This is a genomic window from Zhouia spongiae, assembly GCF_022760175.1.
Classification (GTDB): domain Bacteria; phylum Bacteroidota; class Bacteroidia; order Flavobacteriales; family Flavobacteriaceae; genus Zhouia; species Zhouia spongiae.
Window position 1 is genome coordinate 1,372,558 of record NZ_CP094326.1, and the last position, 20,412, is coordinate 1,392,969.

22 protein-coding genes are annotated in these 20,412 nt (G+C 40.9%); 15 read left to right on the plus strand and 7 right to left on the minus strand.

Annotated features, from left to right (window positions below; genetic code table 11):
- Positions 1 to 109: 109 nt before the first annotated feature.
- The 4 genes from MQE36_RS05940 to MQE36_RS05955 all read right to left on the minus strand — a co-directional run bounded on the left by MQE36_RS05940 (position 110) and on the right by MQE36_RS05955 (position 3,774).
- Positions 110 to 1,096 (minus strand): aspartate-semialdehyde dehydrogenase, encoded by a 987-nt coding sequence (locus MQE36_RS05940; RefSeq protein ID WP_242938256.1) that lies wholly within the window; start codon positions 1,094 to 1,096, stop codon positions 110 to 112.
- 258 nt (positions 1,097 to 1,354) lie between these two features.
- Positions 1,355 to 1,768, minus strand: coding sequence for a large-conductance mechanosensitive channel protein MscL (mscL, locus tag MQE36_RS05945; protein ID WP_242938257.1), 414 nt, complete (start codon positions 1,766 to 1,768; stop codon positions 1,355 to 1,357).
- Positions 1,769 to 2,015: 247 nt separating this feature from the next.
- Positions 2,016 to 3,125 carry an alanine racemase gene (alr, locus tag MQE36_RS05950; RefSeq protein WP_242938258.1) on the minus strand — a complete coding sequence of 370 codons (1,110 nt, stop codon included), beginning with the start codon at positions 3,123 to 3,125 and terminating at the stop codon, positions 2,016 to 2,018.
- Between the two features lie 19 nt (positions 3,126 to 3,144).
- On the minus strand, positions 3,145 to 3,774 hold the full coding sequence (locus tag MQE36_RS05955) for a thymidine kinase (protein WP_242938259.1): 630 nt from the start codon (positions 3,772 to 3,774) through the stop codon (positions 3,145 to 3,147).
- A 213-nt stretch (positions 3,775 to 3,987) separates the two neighbouring features.
- Here MQE36_RS05955 and MQE36_RS05960 point away from each other — a divergent pair, with 213 nt between their 5' ends.
- Both MQE36_RS05960 and rsmI read left to right on the plus strand, forming a co-directional pair.
- Positions 3,988 to 4,680, plus strand: coding sequence for a hypothetical protein (locus tag MQE36_RS05960; RefSeq protein WP_242938260.1), 693 nt, complete (start codon positions 3,988 to 3,990; stop codon positions 4,678 to 4,680).
- A 135-nt stretch (positions 4,681 to 4,815) separates the two neighbouring features.
- Positions 4,816 to 5,487, plus strand: a complete 672-nt coding sequence (rsmI, locus tag MQE36_RS05965; protein ID WP_242938261.1) for a 16S rRNA (cytidine(1402)-2'-O)-methyltransferase — start codon at positions 4,816 to 4,818, stop codon at positions 5,485 to 5,487.
- Positions 5,488 to 5,572: 85 nt separating this feature from the next.
- Here the strand turns inward: rsmI and MQE36_RS05970 are convergent, their stop codons facing one another.
- Complete coding sequence (locus tag MQE36_RS05970; protein WP_242938262.1) at positions 5,573 to 6,163, minus strand: carboxymuconolactone decarboxylase family protein; 591 nt, start codon at positions 6,161 to 6,163, stop codon at positions 5,573 to 5,575.
- Between the two features lie 63 nt (positions 6,164 to 6,226).
- On the opposite strand from MQE36_RS05970, the gene MQE36_RS05975 reads away from it, so the two are divergent.
- The 12 genes from MQE36_RS05975 to MQE36_RS06030 all read left to right on the plus strand — a co-directional run bounded on the left by MQE36_RS05975 (position 6,227) and on the right by MQE36_RS06030 (position 18,446).
- Positions 6,227 to 6,649 carry an OsmC family protein gene (locus MQE36_RS05975; protein ID WP_242938263.1) on the plus strand — a complete coding sequence of 141 codons (423 nt, stop codon included), beginning with the start codon at positions 6,227 to 6,229 and terminating at the stop codon, positions 6,647 to 6,649.
- A gap of 14 nt (positions 6,650 to 6,663) precedes the next feature.
- Positions 6,664 to 8,577: a peptide-N-glycosidase F-related protein gene (locus MQE36_RS05980; RefSeq protein ID WP_242938264.1), complete on the plus strand. Its 1,914-nt coding sequence runs from the start codon at positions 6,664 to 6,666 to the stop codon at positions 8,575 to 8,577.
- 557 nt (positions 8,578 to 9,134) lie between these two features.
- On the plus strand, positions 9,135 to 10,835 hold the full coding sequence (gene recJ, locus MQE36_RS05985; RefSeq protein WP_242938265.1) for a single-stranded-DNA-specific exonuclease RecJ: 1,701 nt from the start codon (positions 9,135 to 9,137) through the stop codon (positions 10,833 to 10,835).
- A gap of 92 nt (positions 10,836 to 10,927) precedes the next feature.
- Positions 10,928 to 11,386 carry a peptide-methionine (R)-S-oxide reductase MsrB gene (msrB, locus tag MQE36_RS05990; RefSeq protein WP_242938266.1) on the plus strand — a complete coding sequence of 153 codons (459 nt, stop codon included), beginning with the start codon at positions 10,928 to 10,930 and terminating at the stop codon, positions 11,384 to 11,386.
- Positions 11,376 to 11,927, plus strand: coding sequence for a peptide-methionine (S)-S-oxide reductase MsrA (gene msrA, locus MQE36_RS05995; protein ID WP_242938267.1), 552 nt, complete (start codon positions 11,376 to 11,378; stop codon positions 11,925 to 11,927). Before msrB ends, msrA begins: the two co-directional genes overlap by 11 nt.
- 123 nt (positions 11,928 to 12,050) lie before the next feature.
- Complete coding sequence (locus MQE36_RS06000) at positions 12,051 to 13,622, plus strand: protein adenylyltransferase SelO (protein ID WP_242938268.1); 1,572 nt, start codon at positions 12,051 to 12,053, stop codon at positions 13,620 to 13,622.
- Between the two features lie 89 nt (positions 13,623 to 13,711).
- Positions 13,712 to 14,119 carry a peroxiredoxin family protein gene (locus MQE36_RS06005; protein WP_278286657.1) on the plus strand — a complete coding sequence of 136 codons (408 nt, stop codon included), beginning with the start codon at positions 13,712 to 13,714 and terminating at the stop codon, positions 14,117 to 14,119.
- The gene (locus MQE36_RS06010) at positions 14,100 to 14,615 is read left to right on the plus strand and encodes a peptide-methionine (S)-S-oxide reductase (protein ID WP_242938270.1); all 516 of its coding nucleotides are present in this window, start codon (positions 14,100 to 14,102) and stop codon (positions 14,613 to 14,615) included. The genes MQE36_RS06005 and MQE36_RS06010 overlap by 20 nt, the downstream gene beginning before the upstream one ends.
- Before the next feature lie 10 nt (positions 14,616 to 14,625).
- Complete coding sequence (locus MQE36_RS06015; protein WP_242938271.1) at positions 14,626 to 15,852, plus strand: bifunctional alpha/beta hydrolase/OsmC family protein; 1,227 nt, start codon at positions 14,626 to 14,628, stop codon at positions 15,850 to 15,852.
- A 314-nt stretch (positions 15,853 to 16,166) separates the two neighbouring features.
- Positions 16,167 to 16,886, plus strand: coding sequence for a hypothetical protein (locus MQE36_RS06020; protein WP_242938272.1), 720 nt, complete (start codon positions 16,167 to 16,169; stop codon positions 16,884 to 16,886).
- Positions 16,887 to 17,095: 209 nt separating this feature from the next.
- Positions 17,096 to 17,920: an alpha/beta hydrolase gene (locus MQE36_RS06025; RefSeq protein WP_242938273.1), complete on the plus strand. Its 825-nt coding sequence runs from the start codon at positions 17,096 to 17,098 to the stop codon at positions 17,918 to 17,920.
- A 217-nt stretch (positions 17,921 to 18,137) separates the two neighbouring features.
- Positions 18,138 to 18,446 carry a hypothetical protein gene (locus tag MQE36_RS06030; RefSeq protein WP_242938274.1) on the plus strand — a complete coding sequence of 103 codons (309 nt, stop codon included), beginning with the start codon at positions 18,138 to 18,140 and terminating at the stop codon, positions 18,444 to 18,446.
- A 46-nt stretch (positions 18,447 to 18,492) separates the two neighbouring features.
- Here the strand turns inward: MQE36_RS06030 and MQE36_RS16965 are convergent, their stop codons facing one another.
- Entirely contained in the window at positions 18,493 to 18,624 is a 132-nt protein-coding gene (locus MQE36_RS16965) for a hypothetical protein (protein ID WP_278286625.1), read from the minus strand.
- 44 nt (positions 18,625 to 18,668) lie between these two features.
- Positions 18,669 to 19,481: a class I SAM-dependent methyltransferase gene (locus tag MQE36_RS06035; protein ID WP_242938275.1), complete on the minus strand. Its 813-nt coding sequence runs from the start codon at positions 19,479 to 19,481 to the stop codon at positions 18,669 to 18,671.
- 68 nt (positions 19,482 to 19,549) lie between these two features.
- On the opposite strand from MQE36_RS06035, the gene MQE36_RS06040 reads away from it, so the two are divergent.
- Positions 19,550 to 20,347 (plus strand): AraC family transcriptional regulator, encoded by a 798-nt coding sequence (locus tag MQE36_RS06040; protein ID WP_242938276.1) that lies wholly within the window; start codon positions 19,550 to 19,552, stop codon positions 20,345 to 20,347.
- Positions 20,348 to 20,412 lie beyond the last annotated feature (65 nt).

Sequence of the window (20,412 nt, forward strand, 5' to 3'; positions counted from 1 at the left end):
AACACTGGCTATTACAAAGCACCTAAAAAGGCTTTCCCCCATAGAAAAAAGAAAAACCCTTTCGACAGAAAGGGTTAAAAAACAAATACAACATATCTCGCTGATCTGATTAAACCAGATCGTTGGCAACAAGATATTCAGCTATCTGAACAGCATTGGTAGCTGCTCCTTTTCTTAAGTTATCGGCAACAATCCACATGTTTAAAGTGTTTGGTTGCGACTCATCTCTTCTGATTCTTCCGACAAAAACATCGTTCTTTCCTGCTGCGTATATCGGCATCGGGTAAGTGTTTGTATCAGGATTATCCTGTACAGTTACCCCTGGAGTCTCGCTTAATAATCGACGTACGTCACCTAGTTCGAAGTCGTTTTCAAATTCGATATTTACAGCCTCGCTATGACCGCCGACTACCGGAATACGAACCGCTGTAGCCGTAACATTAATCGCATTGTCGAGTATTTTTTTGGTTTCTCTCGTTAACTTCATTTCCTCTTTGGTATATCCGTTGTCTTCAAAAACGTCGCAATGAGGCAATGCATTTCTATGAATAGGATAAGGATAAGCCATTTCGTCATTTACTCCCGCATATTCATTCTCTAACTGACGTACCGCTTTTACTCCTGTACCCGTAATCGACTGGTATGTTGATACTACAACACGGTTAATGTTGTATGCTTTATGTAATGGCGATAATGCCAATACCATTTGAATGGTAGAACAGTTAGGGTTGGCAATAATTTTATCTTCTTTAGTTAACAAATCGGCATTAATTTCAGGAACTACCAGTTTCTTGGTAGGGTCCATACGCCATGCAGATGAATTATCGATAACCGTAGTGCCTGCTTCGGCAAACTTAGGAGCCCATTCTAATGAAGTATCTCCGCCTGCTGAGAAAATGGCAATGTCCGGTCGGGCTTCTACTGCTGTTTGTAAACCGATAATGCTATAGGTGTTTCCTTTGTATTCCATTTCCTTACCTACAGAACGCTCTGAAGCTACTAATAATAATTCTGTAAAAGGGAAGTTACGCTCTTCTAATACTTGTAACATAACCTCGCCAACCATTCCGGTTGCACCAACAACTGCTACTTTCATTTTATAATCTGTTTTAAACCTTTAAGGTCAATTTTTGTTTGTTTATGTTCTTTATTGCGATAACAAAAGTACATATAAAATCAACCTGAACAACCCAAGAATACATCTTTAAGGTAAAAATAACAAAATGTTATAAATATAACAACAGGTGCATTGCTCCGGCATATTAAATCCGGATAAGCGGAAAAAGAGAACCACCTTTTGAGGAGGTGGTTTAATGAAACACTGAATAAGTAGCGTAGCGGCTACGCGTATTATTTATTTCTTTAGCAGGTCCCTGATCTCGGCAAGTAACTCTTCTTGAGAAGGGCCTTTTGGAGCGGCAGGAGCTGCTTCTTCTTTCTTTTTTGTCTTTTCGTAGGCCTTAAGTACCATAAAAATAGCAAAACCAATAATGATAAAGTCAATGATAAACTGAATAAAAGACCCATAGTTGATGCTTACGGCTGCCTGGGTAGTTTCTCCTGAGGCGTCTACAACAGCCTCCTGAAGTACATACTTTAGTTCGCTGAAGTCAACATTTCCCAATAACATCCCGATAGGAGGCATTAGAATGTCGTTTGTAAATGACGAAACGATCTTTCCGAAAGCGCCCGCAACGATAACAGCTGTAGCCAGATTAACGATGTCTCCTTTTAATAAGAACGATTTAAAATCTTTAAAAAATCCCATATACAAAATTAGTTAGGTGAATAATAGATGAACAATTTAGTGATTTTTTTAATAAGTAAACGACCTTGGGGCAAGTCCACGAGAGGGCCAAGCGGAAAGAAAAGGTCTGGTAGACCTTTTTAGCGATGGAGTCAGCTGGCGCATCGCAAAACATTTCGCCGCAAGTCCAATGAAATTCCGTCAAGACTATTTCACAAGGGCAAGCGTCGGAGCATTTAAATCTCGATGATCGGGTAATGATGCTTATTTACCTGACGATGACCCTTTTAATCCGCTGAGAAATACCGGTTATGAGTTCGTATGATATGGTGTTTCCCGTTTTTGCAAAGTCTTCCGCACTTACGGTTGCTCCGAAAATGACGACCTCGTCACCTTCCCGGCAATCAATACCCGAAACATCAATCATAAGCATATCCATACAGACGTTTCCGACTATAGGAGCCTTTTGTGTCCCTATGATCAGATATCCTTTTTCCTTGCCGAAATGTCTCCCGATGCCATCGGCATGTCCCAGAGGTATGATGGCGATACGGGTAGGTTTGGTAGCGGTAAATCCCATATTGTAACCTACACTCTCACCCTCGTTAATGGTATGTATCTGAGAGATAATGCTCTTCAGGGTGCCGATAGGCTTTAGCTCTCTGTCGAACTCGGGATGGTTGCCGTAACCATAAAGGCCGATCCCGCTGCGAACCATATCCAATTGTCCCGAATCAGCATAATTAAGGATTCCTGAAGTGTTTAAAATATGTAACAAGGGCTTGTAACCAAATCGATCGACAAAAGTATTGGCAATCGATTTGAATTTATCAATCTGTCCGATGGTAAAATCCCTGACCGACATATCTTCCGATGCTGCCAGATGCGAAAATAAAGAGATTACTTTTATATGTTTATCCGCATGCAACTGCCCATGCAGGTAATCGATATCGGCTTCTTCAAAACCGAGACGATTGAGTCCCGTGTTGAATTTTATATGAATCGGATATGCATTCAGTCCTTTCGTTGCAGCCACATGCTGAAACGCTGCAAGCCCCTTTTTGTTATACAAGTCAGGCTCAAGATCGTAGGCAATAATGTCTTCGAAATGCGAAGGAATGGCATGCAATACCAGGATGGGAGTTTTAATCCCTGCTTTTCTGAGGGCAATACCTTCACAGGCATATGCTACGGCAAAATAATCGACCCCCAGTGTCTCCATGTGTTTGGCGATTTCAGAAGCGTCATTACCATAAGAATAGGCTTTAACAACGGCCATGAACCGGGTATGAGGAGCTATTTTGGAGCGTAAATAGCCATAATTGTGTTCCAGTGATTTCAGATTGATCTCCAGAACGGTTTCTGTTGCTTTTGGCATGCTGTTTTTAGTATGTGTGTTATTCTTTTGTTAAGTCCTGTGGATCTTTAACATCAAGCCTGTTTACTTTTTCCTGAAGCATGGCTCTATAGTAGGCAGCCCTGCTTAAAGGCTCGTATTCTTCGGTTTCACCGAGGAGAACCAGTTTATCATTGTTAGATTTTCTGAAACTGTAGTTGGCCAGGTTTCCGGTGCGTGTACAGATGGCATGAACTTTTGTTACGTATTCTGCCGTGGCCATTAAGTATGGCATAGGTCCGAAAGGATTTCCCTTAAAGTCCATGTCAAGTCCCGCAACAATAACCCGAACGCCTTTATTGGCAAGGTCGTTGCAGACCGAAACTATTTCATCATCAAAAAACTGAGCCTCATCAATTCCTATTACATCACAACCATCGGCCAGTAACCTTATGTTTGCAGCAGCCGGAACCGGGGTAGAACGAATTTCATTTTCATCATGAGATACCACCATTTCGTCATCGTACCTGACGTCTACCGCAGGCTTGAAGATCTCAACTTTTTGCTTGGCAAATTTGGCGCGTTTGAGCCTGCGGATCAGTTCTTCCGTTTTTCCGGAGAACATGGAACCGCAAATTACCTCAATCCACCCAAATTGCTCTTTATGATTTACTGTATTTTCGAGAAACATTTTGTATTTTTCAGAACGGAAACAATTAATGCGATCTCCGCGGACTATAAAATTAGGCAAACAGACATAATTTTATTGTTCAAAATTACATAAATTGAGTGACTAAAATTATACGGAGGTTATCTGTGTTCAAAATAACAAATAATAAATGGATTTTTACATAGGAAATCCATCAAAAAACCAACGGGCCGTAAGGCTTAAATTGCAAAAGTTATGAAGAAGAAACTGGAAGCTGAGTTAATAAACATAGCTCAAAGAATTCTAAAGCTCGAAGGACAAGAAGATATAAGTGCATTGCACGATGAAGTACTCAAAATCTATGAGAAGCTCACTATTCTTAAGTTTGTTGAAGAACAGCTGGGCTCTTTTCAGCCTGCGGCAAGCAGACAGGAAGTTGCCGATAAGTTTGAAGGTCTGGCCAATTCCGTATTAGACGAAAACAGATATGTGCCGGAGTCAAATCCGCATGAAGGCGAAGATGATCTGATGGTGCCGGGAATTGAAACTATAAAAGGAATGGTACAGGAAATGCCTGAAAAAGAATCGCTAGATGATATCCTTTCCGGTGTGTTTCCACAGCCGACTTTTGTGAAAGCAGAGCCCGATCATATCACTCCTGATGTAGAAGTAAAAACAAAGGTGGAGAGAACCCGGTCGCTAAACGACAGGCTGAAATCCAATAGCCTGAATATAGGTCTGAACGATAAACTGGCTTTTGTAAAACACCTCTTTGACGGCAGTACAGAAGATTATAACCGGGTGGTATCACAACTTAGTACCATACACGATATCCATGAAGCACATAGTTTTGTGGAAAATATGGTGAAACCCGATTATAACAATTGGGAAGGTAAGGAAACCTATGCCGATCGGTTTTTAGAAATTGTTGAAAGTAAATTTTCTTAAATCAAAGCTCTGATAATATTTCAAGCCGGAGGTTGTCATGCAGTCTCCGGCTTTTTAGTTTAAATATTCCCCCGGGGATTTTATGGCACTTGCCACAAGGTTGATTACTTTTACAGACTAAATAAAAAGGGCGTTATGGGAAAATTGTATTTGGTGCCGACTCCAATAGGAAATCTCGACGATATTACATTCAGGGCAATTAAAGTGTTAAAAGAAGCAGATACCATACTCGCTGAAGATACCCGTACCAGTGGAAAACTGTTAAAGCATTTCGATATTGCCACACCGATGCAAAGTCATCATATGCACAACGAGCATAAAACGGTAGCTGCCCTGGTGCAACGCATGCTCGGGGGCGAAACCATAGCCCTTGTCAGCGATGCCGGAACACCGGCGATTTCAGATCCCGGATTTTTGTTAACAAGAGCCTGCGTTGAAAACCATATTGAGGTCGACTGCCTTCCGGGTGCTACAGCCTTTGTGCCTGCATTGGTGAATAGCGGACTGCCTAATGACAGGTTTGTGTTTGAAGGATTCCTGCCCGATAAGAAAGGCCGCCAAACCCGATTAACAACCCTGGCAGACGAAACACGAACCATGATTTTCTATGTGTCGCCATATAAACTGACAAAAACCTTAAAAGACTTTATCCGGTATTTTGGGGAGGATAGACCCGTGTCGGTTTCGCGTGAGATTACCAAACTACATGAAGAAACGGTAAGAGGTACCGCAACAGAAGTGCTGAAACACTATGAAGCCAAACCGCCGAAAGGAGAAATAGTAGTAATCGTTGGCGGGAAAAAATAGAACCCTTTAATTGTTGAGTGTTGGTTCGGGTATTACGTGAAATAAAATATATTTTATCGAAGGCACATCACGCAGTTACCAAGACCTATTCATGCTTCCCGACCTCCCAGCCGTGTTTTCCCAAATACTGCTTGCCGCTTTCAATAGCACCTTCCTCAAGTGAAGTACCCATACTGTCATTCCAGCGGTTTAAATAACCAAATAATGAAATAACCCCCAGCATTTCCACGATCTCACCTTCATCCCAATAGGTGTGAAGCTCTTTTTTAATTGTTTCATCAACAGCATTCGGAACCATAGAAGCAGCCAATGAAAAATCAAGAGCAGCACGCTCCGCCTCGGTAAAGGCAGGATGGGTTCTGTAATCCCATATATTATCCAGCTTTTCCTGTTCAGCCCCATAACGCTCCGCCGCCCTGATCGCATGTGCCTGGCAATACCGGCAACCCGTTGCGTTACTGCTAACCCAGGCTATCATTCTTTTAAGAGCCGAAGTAACCCTGCCCTTGTTTTCCATAACGGCTTTGTTTAAATTGATAAATGCCCTGGCAATTTCAGGCCTGATCTGCATGGTAAGCACCGAGTTGGGACAAAACCCAAGGGTTTCATTAAAAAAAGCAGCTAATTCCCTGGTTTCCGGGTCGTGTTCAGCAGGAAGTGGATTTACTAAAGGCATGGTCGGTCTATTCGTTAATTAATCTGTATTTTTGAAGCTACAATTAACGAAAAAAATAAAGTCATGGCAAACAATTATATTACCACCACATGGAAAGGGGGAATGAAGTTTGAAAGCGATAATCCTTCCGGACACAATTTGTTTATAGATGCAGGTGAAGAAAATGGCGGAAAAGGAGAAGGATACAGACCCAAGGCATTAATGTTATCGGCACTGGCCGGCTGCTCCGGACTTGATGTAGCTTCGCTGATTAAAAAAATGCGCCTCGATGTTGATGATTTTGATATAAAAATCGATGCCGAACTTACCGAAGAAGACCCGAAGTACTACCATAAGGTCGATATGAATTTTCATTTTAAAGGAAATAAACTCGATGAAGCAAAACTGACCAAAGCCGTAAATCTATCTGTTGAGAAATACTGCGGAGTGATGGCTATGTTCGAGAAATTCGCCGATGTAAAAGTCAATATATTTTTTAACCGATAATTCCCTCAAGTAAAGTGTTTAAAGTTAGCCTGTTTTTCTTTGCTGCTCTTTTAGCAGTCTCGTCCGTTAATGCTCAGACTATAGAGCATGTGATTTCTCATAATGAAGAGATCATAGTTACCGATCCTTCAAAAGGAGCCAATAGTTATAAACGTAATACGGTGTTCCCGTCAAAAGATAAAGACATACGCCAGATTAAGTTAATCCTCACTTTTGAGTGTCCTGAGAAGGACAGTATGCGTTGTGCAGATTGGGACTATGTAGATCACATCAATGTAATACCTGAAAACTCAGATACCAAATACGAAGTAGCCCGGATGCTTACCCCCTATGGAGGACGGTTTCAAAAAGACTGGATCTTTCAATGGGAAGTAGATGTTACCGATTTTAGTGAAATACTTCGCAATGAAGTTGTAGTCGACTATATCCATACCGGGTATGAGGATAATAAAACCCGTGGCTGGAAAGTAACTGTCGATTTTGAAATTACCTATGGTACTCCTGTAGCAAAACCACTAGCCATTCATAAAATATATGATGGAAATTACAGCTATGGCGACACCTCAGATCCGATCGAAAACCATCTGAAGCCTGTGTCCCTGAAAGCAAATGCAGCTACAGCCTTTTCGAAAGTGAAAGTACATCAAACCGGTCATGGAATGGATGCCAACGGATGCGGGGAGTTTTGCGATAAGTGGAGGGATATCCTTTATAACGGAGAAGTGGTAAATCATAAAGACATCTGGATGAAATGTGGAGACAACCCGTTATATCCACAGGCAGGAACATGGATTTTTGATCGTGCTAACTGGTGCCCCGGTTATTTGTTACAACCTGATGAGGTGCTTATAGATGCTAAAAAAGGAGAATCGTTTACGGTCGATATCAATATGCAGCCCTATGAAACCGAAAAACCAAGCGCTAAAGAACTGTTGGTAGCCTATGTCGTTGAATACGGCGCGATCAGCGCTGAAAATGACGTAACACTGATAGATATTATAAAGCCTTCTTCTAAACGGACTCATAGCCGTGTAAACCCTACCGGAGGGCGTCCGCTTATTAAAATAAAGAATAACGGAAGTAAGAATTTAACAAAACTAACCGTTAAGTATTACCTCGACGGACAGAAACCTAAAAGGTATAATTGGACAGGCAACCTGGCGTTTAATGAAGAAACCCTGATTACCCTTCCGGAAGAAATCTTTTCAGAAAAAGAGGAAACAGGATTTACAGTAGCGTTGAGTAAACCGAATGGAAAAAGAGATGGTTATATGGCAGATAATGTTCAGTCTGCTACATACCAAAAGCCCGATATCCTTCCCGGAAATATGGTTGTATATTTTAAAACCAATGAAAAACCCGGACAGAATACTTACCGTGTTGAAGATAGTTTTGGAAACGTTGTGTTTAAAAAGGACAGCACCGATTTAATGCCGAATAAACTGCATCAGGATACCCTAAAACTGGCCGAAGGCGGGTATAGCTTTATCGTCGATGATACAGGAAATAACGGTCTCGAATTTTGGTTCCATGCCAAAGAAGGTGTCGGAAATATAAAGATCCTGGATACTCTGGGACAGGCCATCAAACAGTTTGGTTCTGATTTTGGAAAAAACATCACCTATAACTTTACCGTAAAACATCATACGGATTATACCTTAGACCCGAAACCGTCTGTGAATATGTTTGGAGCACGAACAAACGGACCGGTAAATGTTGACTATTTTTCGAATAAGAAGGCAGAGGTAAAAGTCATTATCACACAACAGGAAGACGAATCGAAAGTTGTTCAGGAGCATGTATATCACAATTTAAACAGAGGCATATTTAACTACGATTTATCGTACTTGCCAAAAATGAGATATACGCTGAAAGTGATCGTTGACGGTGAAGTGATATTTAAGAACAGAATCCGACTTAAAGAATAAGAAAGAAGGTTTCGAAAACCTGCCCGTTCTATTCTGACGAGCGCTCGACAAGACATAAGAATCATATGTTGTCACTACGAGTATCAATATTTTTGATAACATTGCAAATTGTAATGGAGTTAGTAAATTATTCCTTTTCCGCAGGATAGGTTTAGCAGGGTGGAGCGTTAAAAAACAGTTTGGCAAATTGTTTTAGTGAATGAGCCAGATGGCGCTTTGACAGATTCAGTGAAGCAGAGTGTAACGCGGAGTTTGCAAACCGGTTTAGCTTTTTTGAGGTGTTGTAAAATTACTAAAAAGACAAAAAGCTGAAATCCCTTGGAAATCTATGATTCACGAACACTAATAAAACAACCAAAATGTTGTGCGTAAAAGGTGTCTTTTTTTGGTTCGTTTCTTTGGACGAGCAATTACGGAGTATACCATGAACTCCTTTTTTAAAAATAAATGAATTGTGAATAAAGAAATGGACAGTAAATAGAAAATCACAGTTTAATAATTACTTAAATTGTTAATACATTTTATGTAGTTTTAAAAATATAAACATTATAAAACTTATGCGTTGGACGCTTAAACCCAAACCTGAAGCATCTGCAATAAAAGAACTGGCACAACAATTAAATGTCGATGAAATAATAGCCGCATTATTGATACAGAGAGGTGTCGAAACATTCGATGATGCCAGGAGGTTTTTTCGTCCAGTACTTAACGATCTTCACGACCCTTTCTTGATGAAGGATATGGATAAAGCTGTAGCCCGGATAGAACAGGCTATTGCAGCTAATGAAAATATCCTGGTGTATGGCGATTATGATGTTGATGGTACAACAGCCGTATCGTTAATGAGTTCGTATCTGTTGTCCCTGTATCCGAATGTAGCAACTTATATTCCCGATCGCTATAATGAAGGCTACGGTGTTTCTTACCAGGGGATAGATTTTGCCGAAGACAACGGATTTACTTTAATAGTGGCACTCGATTGCGGAATCAAAGCCATCGATAAAGTAGCGTATGCCAGTGAAAAAGGAATCGATTTCGTTATCTGCGATCACCACAGACCCGGAGTTGAAATACCCGATGCAGCAGCAGTCTTAGACCCGAAACGTGACGATTGTACGTATCCTTACGACGAACTATGTGGCTGTGGCGTCGGATTTAAGCTTATTCAGGCACTGGCATCAAAGAGAGGACAAACCATTAATGATTTGGTGCCCTATCTCGATTTGGTAGCAACAGCAATCGGAGCAGACATCGTACCCGTTACAGGAGAGAATAGAGTATTGGCCCATTACGGATTGAAACAAATTAACAGCAATCCGCGTCCCGGCTTTAAGGCGATAATAAACCAGCTTCAAAAAGAAGAACTCAGTATAACCGATGTGGTCTTTATTATTGCTCCCAGAATCAATGCTGCGGGTAGAATGAAACACGGACAGCATGCCGTAAACCTACTCACAGAAACAAATATCAATGTTGCCATTGGATATGCTGCCGAAATAGAGAATTTTAATGCCGATCGCCGTGAACTCGATCAGCAGATAACTGAAGAGGCACTGGAACAGATTCAGCTAATGAACGAACAAGAGCGCTATACGACCGTTGTGTATAGAGGCGATTGGCATAAAGGAGTGATCGGGATTGTTGCATCCCGTTTAACGGAAACATATTATCGCCCGACACTGGTGTTTACTAAAAGCGGAGAAAAGCTGGCCGCATCAGCTCGCTCCGTAAAGGGTTTTGATGTCTATAATGCCTTAGATGCCTGTAAAGAACATATCGAGCAATTCGGAGGACATAAATATGCGGCCGGATTAACTCTGAAAGAAGAACAGTACGAAGCATTTAAACAAAAGTTTGAAGAAGTAGTCGATGCGACCATAGACAGAAAATTGCTAACCCCCGAGATATCAGTAGATGCAGAGATCGATCTTAATAGTATTACACCCAAATTTTATCGTATCCTAAAACAATTCGCTCCGTTCGGGCCGGGTAATATGACTCCCATATTTATGACACAACATCTGGTCGATACCGGGTATGGTAAATGTGTAGGCTCAGACGAAGCCCATTTAAAAATAACCGTTACCCAAAACATTCCTTCAAATACGGGAGCCAGATTTTCCGGGATCGGGTTCAATATGGGCGATAAACTAAATGTCATTTCCGGCAGAAAACCTTTTAGCGCCGTATATGCAATCGATGAAAATGAATGGAATGGCAATGTAAGCCTTCAGTTAAAACTCAGAGACGTACGTTAATTACCTGATGTAAGGACATTTCCCTGTAAGCGACTACCTTTTTGTGAATAACAATCCTTAATTTTAATTAAAACAAGAAAGGAAATTATCTTATGTTAACATGGAATGATGTTATACACTTTGCTGTAAAAGGAAACCCTGAACCGGATAAGAGGGTAGAGAAATCGGAGGCCGCATGGAAAGCAATGCTTACGCCGGAACAATTTCGAATTACCAGGTTAAAAGGAACGGAAATGGCACATACCGGTGCCTTATGTACCACTTACGATGCAGGAAAATATAATTGTATTTGCTGCGATACGCCTCTTTTCGATGCTACGATTAAATATAACTCCGGGTCAGGCTGGCCGAGTTTTACGCAACCCATTAAAGAGAATGCCGTGAAGTACGAAAAAGATAACTCGTACGGAATGGTGCGGGTTGAGGTCATGTGCAATACCTGCGATGCCCATTTGGGACATGTCTTTCCGGATGGTCCTGAACCCGGCGGATTAAGATATTGTGTAAACTCCGAATCCATTAAAATAGAAAGGGAAGATAATGACAAATAAACCTATGGAAATTGCCACACTTGGTGGCGGTTGTTTTTGGTGTGTAGAGGCTGTTCTGCAACGCCTGAAAGGAGTCGAAAAAGTAGTCTCGGGGTATTCCGGAGGTAATGCACCCGGGAAACCGACATATAGAGAAGTATGTTCCGGTCTTACCGGACATGCTGAAGTCGTGCAGGTTTATTTTGATCCGGAGATGATTACGTATGAAGATATTCTGATGGTCTTCATGACCAGCCATGATCCGACAACACTTAACAGGCAGGGAGCAGATGCAGGGACCCAATACCGTTCGGTGATCTTCTATCATAATGATCAACAAAAACAGATGGCTGAAGCGGTGATAAATACAGTAACACCCTATTACGAGCATCCGGTTGTTACCGAATTGAGTCCCGCAACTATATTTTATGAGGCGGAAGACTATCATCAGGATTATTACAATAACAATCAGGCACAAGGGTATTGTAGCGCTGTGATTACACCCAAGCTGGTAAAACTTCGACAATTACACGCCGATAAATTAAAGAAGGAAACTATATAAATCCATACAGGATTCGTATCTTAATAAAATATACCTCGGGTATTGGTTGAGTTATGTCAGGTCGAGCGCAGTCGAGACCTGACATAGGGTTTTATTCGGGCTAATTATATAGAACATAAGTTAATGAACAAACTAAAACTAAATATAAAAGATACTTTCAATAAAGAACTCCCGGCCGATCCGGTGTTGGAAAATACCCGGCGACAGGTAAAAGAGGCTTGTTACTCTTTTGTAACTCCCCGGAAAACGTCAAAACCGCAATTATTGCACGTATCGGACGAAATGCTTTCTGAGATCGGGTTAGACAAAAAAGAGGCTGCTTCAGAAGCGTTTCTGAATGTTTTTACAGGGAATGAAGTGTTGGAAAACACAAAGCCTTATGCGATGTGCTATGCCGGACATCAGTTCGGTAACTGGGCAGGACAGTTAGGCGACGGTCGTGCCATTAATCTGGCTGAGGTAGTTCATCATGATAAACGTTGGGTTTTACAATTAAAAGGTGCCGGAGAAACACCCTATTCGCGTAGTGCCGATGGCCTGGCAGTATTGCGTTCTTCTGTTCGCGAATATTTGTGTAGCGAAGCTATGTATCATCTGGGGGTGCCGACCACCAGGGCCTTGTCATTAGCGTTAACCGGCGATCAGGTATTGAGAGATGTTATGTACGACGGCCACCCGGCTTATGAGAAAGGCGCCGTGGTCTGTAGAGTGGCTCCCAGCTTTTTGCGATTCGGTAATTATGAAATCTTTGCAGCGCGCGAGGATGAAAAAAACCTTAAAATACTCACCGATTATACGATCAGACATTTTTATCCCCACTTGGGAGCACCCTCAAAGGAAACCTATATTGCTTTTTTTAAAGAAGTCACCGAAAGAACACTTCAAATGATCATACATTGGCAACGTGTCGGTTTTGTACATGGGGTTATGAATACCGATAATATGTCTGTACTGGGGCTTACCATTGATTATGGTCCGTATGGATGGCTCGAAGGATTCGAATACGGGTGGACACCCAATACAACCGATGCAGGAATAAAACGATACCGTTACGGGAATCAACCGAATATGGCATTGTGGAATTTATTTCAATTGGCTAATGCTTTGTATCCCCTGGTTGGGGAAGCACCGCCTTTTGAACAGGGACTCCATCAGTTTAAAACAGATTTTGAAAAAGAATCCTTGCAAATGATGAGGTCTAAACTGGGCTTACAACTAAAAGAGGCATCCGATATATTGTTGACTTCACAACTGGAAGATAACCTCCAGCTTACAGAAACCGATATGACCATTTTTTTCAGGCTGCTGGCCGATTTTAAAAAGGATAAAGCACAGGAAGGATTAAAAAGGGTCCATGATGCTTTCTATAGTCCGGAAGAAGTAGAAGGCGATATAGCCGATAAATGGAATGACTGGTTTGTGAAATATGCCGAAAGATTACAGAAAGAATCGCTGCCGGATGAAGAACGTAAAACGGGCATGAACGCAGTAAACCCTAAATATGTTTTAAGAAACTATATGGCTCAATTGGCCATTGAAGCGGCTGATAAGGGCGATTATACCCTTATTGACGAGTTATATACCCTGCTGAAACAACCCTATGCCGAACAGCCTGAGTCTGAAAAGTGGTTTGCGAAACGACCGGAATGGGCAAGGAATAAAATAGGATGTTCAATGCTTTCATGCAGTTCTTAATATTTAGCAATATATAAATTACAATGGAATACAACCTGGAAGGCCGGCAACTCCCCTAATGGGATTTGCTTCCCGTTTTTGAGGAAGAAGTGCCAAAAGTTTCCGATTTCAGAGGAAAACCCCTGGTGATAATGTTTTTTTACCTGGGATGTCCCGGTTGTAAAGGCAGGGCCATCCCGTATGCGAATAGTATAGTATACGAAAATGTGGGAGTGAATGTAATCGGAATCCATACCAGGTTTGCAGGTAAGGTATATACCGATGAACAGCTCCGGGCTATGAAAGACGAATTCTATATAAGATTTCCGTATTACCGCGATCTGCCGGAAGCCACTACCTTTAATAACTATTTTGCCGGAGGAACCCCGCATTGGATATTGGTGGATGCAAAAGGAATTGTAGTACAATCTATGTTTGGTTCCGATCCGAACAATGCACTGTTGCGATTAGACCTTAAGATAAAAGAGGTATTACAGGATGAAACAGCATCGGAATAAAATAGCTTTCGGAGGTGGCTGCTACTGGTGTTTAGAAGCCGTTTATCAATCGTTAAGAGGAGTTAGATGGGTAGAGCAGGGTTTTATTGCCCCGGATACGGCCTCCGGTTTATTCTCGGAAGCGGTTATAGTACATTACAATCCCGCCGAAATCAGTCAGGAATCACTCATTGAAATTCATTTGCATACCCATAAAAGTACCAGTAACCATAGTAGGAGAAGCAAGTACCGGTCGGCGGTATATACATTTTCAGAAGAACAAAATCAGCAAGCAGGAAATATCCTGAGAATGTTTCAAGAGGATTTTGAAGAAAGATTGATTACAAAAGCGTACCTTTTTAATGCTTTTAAACCCTCGGAGGTCGAATTCCATAATTATTATTATTCAAATCCTGAGAAGCCCTTTTGCAAGCGATTTATTGAACCGAAATTGCGGTTGTTGCTCCATCGGTTTAAAAGGCTTGTCAATGAAGAAAAATTAACAGCAGGGATCTAAAACATAAAAAATGAAGAGTACTGTATTATCGATCAGAAATAAAAAAGGACATAACCTATATGCTTATCTGGAACTTCCTGCCAACCAGAAGCCCCGTCACTATGCTGTTTTTGCGCATTGTTTTACCTGTAGCAGTAGTTTTACGGCTGTAAGAAACGTCAGCAGGGCACTCACCGGTCATGGCTTTGCAGTAGTGCGGTTCGATTTTACGGGCCTGGGAAAAAGTGAAGGTGAATTTGCAGAAAGCCATTTCTCTGCCAATGTAGAAGACCTGTTGGCTGTATATGATTATTTAGAGAAGAATTATCAGGCGCCATGCCTTTTTGTAGGGCACTCATTAGGTGGTGCAGCGGTGCTGGCAGCCGCAGCAAAATTACCCGAAGTTAAAGCCGTAGCTACTATTTCGGCTCCTGCCGAAGTATCGCATGTAAAAAACCTGTTCTCACACCAATTTGAAGAAGTCCATGCAAAAGGAAATGTAGAGGTAAATATAGGGGGGAGACCCTTTGTGATTGATCAGGATTTTGTTGAAGATTTTGATAAAACCGATCTCCCTGCCATTGTTAAGTCCCTGAGGCGACCATTGCTGATCATGCATGCACCATTTGATAAGATCGTTGGGATTGAAAATGCTCAGAAGCTATATAACAGCGCCATGCACCCTAAGAGCTTTGTTAGTTTAGACGGAGCCGACCATTTGCTTGGCGATACCAAAGACAGTATGTATGTAGGAAACATTATCGGAGCATGGGTACAACGGTATTTCGAAACCGGCGAAAACCGAATGCTCGACCCCGAAGGAGAACAACTGGTAGCCCGTTTAAACCTTAAAGAAGATAACTTTACCACCAGCATGCAAACCAAAGATCATAGTATGGTAGCCGATGAGCCTGTTAGTTTTGGGGGTGATAATTTTGGACCCGGCCCTTACGATTATCTCAGCGCATCATTAGCTGCCTGTAGCGCCATGACGGTAAAGCTCTATGCAGAACGTAAGAAGTGGAAGCTCGAAGAAGTATTTGTATATGTAACCCATTCCAAAAAACATACCGACGATCTGATGATTGACGTAGAAAAACCCGGACGTATCGATTACATCTCAAAAAAGCTGAAGTTTACAGGCGATCTCGATGCAGCACAAAGAATGAAACTTAAAGAAATTGCAGCTAAATGCCCGGTACACCGCACCCTGCAAAGTGATGTGGTTATTGAAACCGAAGAAGTGAATGACTTTTAAAGCAGGTACCATCAGTATAAATTTTCTCGCTCGGTTCCTTAATGAGAATTAATTTCATTTTACTATTTTAGTACTTTGTCAGGAAGATTTTTTTGACAATTTTCAACATGCCATATAAATTATAGTTATAAATCAATGGCCTCTGGGACTAGTCCCGTGAAATTCCTTCAGGAATATTTCACCGGGATAAATCTCGGTGATCCGGTCAACGACCTCCGGGTAAGCCCGCGGGGCATGAACCGGAAAAACGAATAATACATATCGACATAAACATTGGAATATTTCAATCTCGATTATCGGGTAAAACATAAAAAATGGTTAACATACAGGAAATAGAAAGTGAAGAAATAAAAAAACGAATAGCCGACTTCGATAATAAAGGCGGGGTGCTTCGAATGTCGGTATTTAAGATTGGGAAAAACTACGTCGGAGAACTTCCGGCAGATGAATATGCAGCACACCTTATTGTTGCCAGGCAAACTGTTGAAAAATTTAATTATGAAGCTAACCTCCACTGGAATAAAGTTGCAGCTCGTAATTCAAGAAACAATTACCCGTTTCTTAAAACTGATTTCGATTTATTAGATAACAGTGGTGTGAAAATAAATTTAGAGCATTTTCTTGGTCCGTATTTCGATCTTGAAGTAATGCGAGGAAAGCTTAGAAACGATACCCTGAATGCATACTTTCCTTTTGATTCAGAAGAAACACTGGCCAATAAAGTAGATATCAATTCAAGGAGGGAGATCTACAGGAAAAAATATCCGGAAAATAAAGGTTCATTTATTTATGCATTTATGGAGCCTCCTTATAGCATCCGGCTTGGGAAAGACATCAAACAAAGAGGAGAATACCTGTTGGATTTTATGAATTTCTTTTTTGATGATCTGAATACAATAGAAGTCTATGCGTGGAATACCGAATGCTCCGAAATTTTTGATGCCGGAAAAGAATGGTGGGGGAGCTACTTCTGGACCGTATATAACCCGGTCAAAAACCGGTATATCGGAATCCTGGCATCTGAGACCGATTAAAAATTAAAAAAATAGTATAAGCAGGTTTTAGCCCATGTTCTATGATGACCGGCATGGCAGCAATAGTCTTAAACACAAAGCATAAACGTAACAGGTAGCATAGTTGTTTTTTGATAGATGTTATTTTGATAAGGTGCTGGTTATCAGTATATTGGCCGGGGTATTCATATGATGAACCTAAGCAGTAAATAACCAATTATATATAATATATGAAACAGCCCATACTAAGTTTAATCGTTGTCATGTGTGGCTTATCCTCTTTTGCACAATCATTACCAAAAACAATTAGTGAAAATGATTTCAGTATCGGGAAATCGCTTCAGATAGCATCGAAAGTACTGGGAGAAACCCGCGACCTGAATATTTATCTGCCTTCGGGCTATTCGGCGGATAGCCTGAAAACATATCCCGTTATTTATTTGCTCGATGGCTCCAAAGACGAAGATTTCATTCATGTTAGCGGAATTGTACAGTTTGGTTCCTTTTCATGGATAAACATGATGCCCGAATCTATAGTGGTGGGCATCGGGAATGTAGACAGAAAAAGAGACTTTACTTATCCGTCTGGTAATAAACTCGATCAGGAAGAGTTTCCCACCTCCGGGAAGTCCGCTAAATTTGTTGAGTTTATTCGAAGAGAATTGCAGCCTTTTGTGGAGTCAACCTATAGAACAACGAACAGTAAAACAATTGTCGGGCAATCACTTGGAGGTTTGCTGGCAACGGAAATCCTGTTCAAAACCCCCGATTTATTTGATAACTATATCATCGTTAGTCCAAGCCTTTGGTGGGACGATGAAAACCTTCTCGATTATAAACCGAAGAGTTATAACACCGAAAAGTCTATTTACGTTGCCGTAGGAAAGGAAGGTAAGATCATGGAGCGTACAGCCGGGGAGTTGTATGAGAAGCTCGGAAAGCAACAAAATAAAAATACAAGATTGTTTTTTGAGTTTCTGGAAGATAAAACACATGGCGATGCACTGCATGAAGCTGTTTATAATGCATTTGGAAAAATCTTTGCCGAAAATTAATATTAGTCACGCATCCATATCCAGATTAGCGTATCTAAGAGTAAAAAGCCCACGAGAGGGCCAAGCGTAAAGAAAAGGTCTGGTAGCCCTTTTTAGCAATGGATCCAGCTGGCGCATGGCAAAACATTTCGACGCAAGCCCTGTGAAATTTCTTTAGGAACATTTCACAAGGGCAAGCGTCGGAGCATTTAAATCTCGATTATCGAGTAAAAGCATTATGAAAAAACTGATTTATTTTTTGACCCTGACATTTGCGATAGTATCGTGTAGCCCCGGTAGTAAGCTTGTACAGACTAATTATGAATTTATAAAAGAATATACCACAACCATTACCGTTGGTGGTGTGGTCGGGGTAACCGAACGAACTTTTAAAACAGGTGAGACATTTGGTGGTAACGATCTCGGAAACGGACTGATAAAAATAAGAATAGCCGAGCATACTAAACAAAATGAGGACTGTCCGAACAGTTGGTGTTATCAGGAATTTTTAGAAGTTTCGAATGAATTTTTAAAACGGATAGAATAGACCTGAATGGCTGTAATAATATCTCCAATGAACCTCAAAAACTCTGTTAAAAGTCCGTAGAAACTCCGTTCCCCTCTATAGAGACTCCCTGTTTTCTCCCTGTATCCTCCTGGCAAACGGTATAGCCTATCATGGTTTTTCCTGTGATCTGCTGTTTCGCTGCATATGAACTTGCCAATAACGACCTTTTAATGGGGGAGCCCGGGACAGCGATCAAAAATGCTATTGCTCTTCATGTATGGAACCTGTTATTTTCTTTCCCATAACTTTTGAGGTTGGTTCTTTTTTTGCTGAAAAAATTTGAATTGGATAATGTAAAAAAAACGCGTCGTTGACTTTCGTAACACCGATTCCTAATTCATTTACTCCAACATCAGCAATAATCATATTTTTAAGAGCATCAGGATCTCTTGGGAACGAAGCTTTAAGTTGTTCGTTGAGTTCAATTTTCATGGAATAAAAATCGGTGTTCAAATTCCTGAAGCCTGTTTTTTCGAAAAGCTCGGAAAATTCAGTTGATGAAAGGGCTGCGACATGAGAATGGTCCCTGTTTTTTTCCATCTCATTGTATTTTTTAATTTTAGAATCCGGTAAAGAAACATCGACAACCATAACGATTCCCCCGGGTTTACATACCCTTCTCATTTCGGACAAAACTTTAAGAGGGTTTAAAAAATGGTGAAAGCCGAACCTCGAAATTACAATTGAAAAAGCATGGTCTTTATAAGGCAGGTTTTCAACAGTCCCGATCTGCCAGGTGATGTTATCAAGCTGCTGTTCAGCCTGTAGTTTTTTAGCCTCATCAAGCATTCCCCGGGTGATATCAATTCCGGTTACATGCCTGGTGTGCTTGGCAAACTCACAAGATACAATACCAGAACCGCAGGCAACATCTAAAACATTGTCTCCCTCAGATGCCGAGGATATTGAAATCAGTTTATCCAAAGAATCACTATGTGAGGTTATCGAAGTGTAACCACCGGCCTGTTTTGAAAATTGTTCTACAATGTTTTTGTTGTGATTTTTAGTGTCCATGATCTGCTGTTTTTAATTTCTGTAAAATTCGGCACATCGTACAAAGTCTTAATTACTATATTTAGACAATGAATATTGATTATAAGACAAATATTAAAATAGACTATGGTTTTGAAGTAAACGAATTACGTCCTGTCACAACATATTCGGAGGATGTTCAGAATGCGAAATGTGCCCATGCACATGCGCATCCGAGGGCTCAAATCATATCGTGTGATTCAGGTGTTATGGAGGTGGTTACTACGAATAATATTTGGATGGTTAACTCGCTCCAGGGTGTTTGGATCCCCGGTAATGAAGAACACCAGGTTTATTTTCCAAATAATGTAAAAGTAATAACGGCATTTATCGATGAATCAAAACTGAGTGGCCTGCCAAGGGATAGTTTTGCTTTTGAAACGACAAGCTTTTTAAGCAGCCTTTTAGAAAAAATAATCTCTTTTTCCAATCCTGATAAGCTTGACCGGCAACAAGAAAGGGTTGTTGAGGTGTTTCTGGATGAACTTTCTGCTTTGAGACCAGGTACAACTTTTCTTCCGACAAGCCGCGATAAAAGAATAAGGATAGTATTAGATGCCCTGACGAATGATGTATCGGACAAACATACCATCGATCATTATGCCGGGATGGCATTTATAAGTCCGAGAACGCTTTCAAGGTTATTTCATAAAGAACTGGGGATGAGTTTTGGAGACTGGAAAATGCGCCTGAAATTAATGGAAGCGATCAGGTTATTAGGAGAAAATAAAAGCGTAAAGGAAATAGCATTTGAATTAGGATATGAAAATGTGAGCTCATTTATAGCTGTTTTTAAAAAACACCTTGGAAAAACCCCTGCAAATTACCTGGTGAAACAAGGGCAATAGAACAATTACGTATATAAAGAACAGTATGCAGACTCTTTGACAAAAGTTATTTTATAAATTTAAAG